At 67.7% G+C, this 1,281-nt stretch carries 2 protein-coding genes; both read right to left on the minus strand.

What is annotated here, in order from left to right:
- Positions 1 to 18: 18 nt before the first annotated feature.
- A complete protein-coding gene (locus tag ACIBZJ_RS43210) occupies positions 19 to 1,110 on the minus strand; it encodes an ISAs1 family transposase (RefSeq protein WP_395939432.1) in 1,092 nt (363 codons plus the stop codon).
- The coding region (locus ACIBZJ_RS43215; protein WP_395939433.1) for a hypothetical protein at positions 1,082 to 1,281 on the minus strand (200 nt) is incomplete at its 5' end. The genes ACIBZJ_RS43215 and ACIBZJ_RS43210, both read right to left, overlap by 29 nt.

Here is a 1,281-nt window from a genome sequence, read left to right on the forward strand (position 1 = left end):
AGGGCCCCGGCAAAGTCGTTAGGTGATGCCGAGTAGGGCCAGGGGTCGGGTGCTGTCGCGGGCGTGGTGTCGGGTGGCTGCGGCGATGTTGGTGATGCCGGCGGTGCGCAGGACGCCGATGGCGGCGTTGCGGAGAGCGGCCATGATTTCCGGGCCGGTGCCGGTGCGGATTTGGGAGCGGTCTTCGTCGTAGGTGACATCGCGAACCCAGTGGTTCTTGTTCTCGATCGACCAGTGACCGCGGATCCAGCCGGCCAGTTGTTCGGGCCGGGCGTGGTGGGTTTGGAGGTCGGTGATGGCGTAGACGGTTTCGGTGGTGAATCGTTTGGGCTGGTCGAGGGGGTGTCTGCGGCGGCGGGTCTGGATGGCTTGGGCGGCGTTCGGGAAGTCGATACCGGTGGAGATCGTCAGAATTTTCAGGCTGCGGATCTCGCGGCGGCCGTGGCCGCGGCCGGTGTCGCGGGTGGCGTCGGTAACGGCCCGCCATGGCAGGCCGGTGAGCTGACGACGGAGACTGGGCTGGTTGTTCTTGACGGTGAGGATCCAATGCGCGTCCCGTCCGGCGAGGTAGGTGATGTGGTCACGTTGGCAGTGCAGGGCGTCGGCGGTGACCACGACCCCGTGTAGGTCGCTGATGTGGTCGAGCAGGGGCGCGAATCGGGTGATCTCGTTGGTTTTGCCGTCGACGTCGATGCTGGCCAGGGTCACACCGGTGGTCTGGTCGCAGGCGGTCATCACGTGCCGCGCGGCGGTGGTGGGGGTGCGGGAACCGCGCAGGGTCTTGCCGTCGACCGCGATCGCCCGACCGGTATCCGGGCTGCTGGTCGTGGCGCGTTCGGATAGCCGCGCGCCGATCGCCGCGGTCAGGAGTTGCGGGTCGATGGCCTGCAACAATCGGCGGATCATCGCCTCGGAGGGGCGCCGGTCGGGTTTCATGCCCAGAGCCGAAACCGTTCCGGGCGGCGCGTCGGCGATCCATTCCGCGATCGCGGCATACGAGCGGTAACCGGCGATCACGGCGCACACCGCTGCGGTGACGACGACCGTCAGGTGGTGCCGGACCCCGCGCCGGGCGCGGGGATCAGGCAGACCGGCGAGCGCTGCGGGCAGCCCAACGGCAGCATCCGAGACCGTCGGAGCCGATGCGCAGGACAGGGACGAGATCAGCGATGATGGCAGTGCGGGCATGACTCACTTCGGTCGATTCATCATGGCGTAGAGAACCTTGATGATCTTCCGAGCCGGTCATGCCCGTCTTGCTGCCACCAACAGCGGCGCTTC

It is taken from the genome of Cryptosporangium sp. NPDC051539, from assembly GCF_044454545.1.
GTDB lineage: Bacteria > Actinomycetota > Actinomycetes > Mycobacteriales > Cryptosporangiaceae > Cryptosporangium.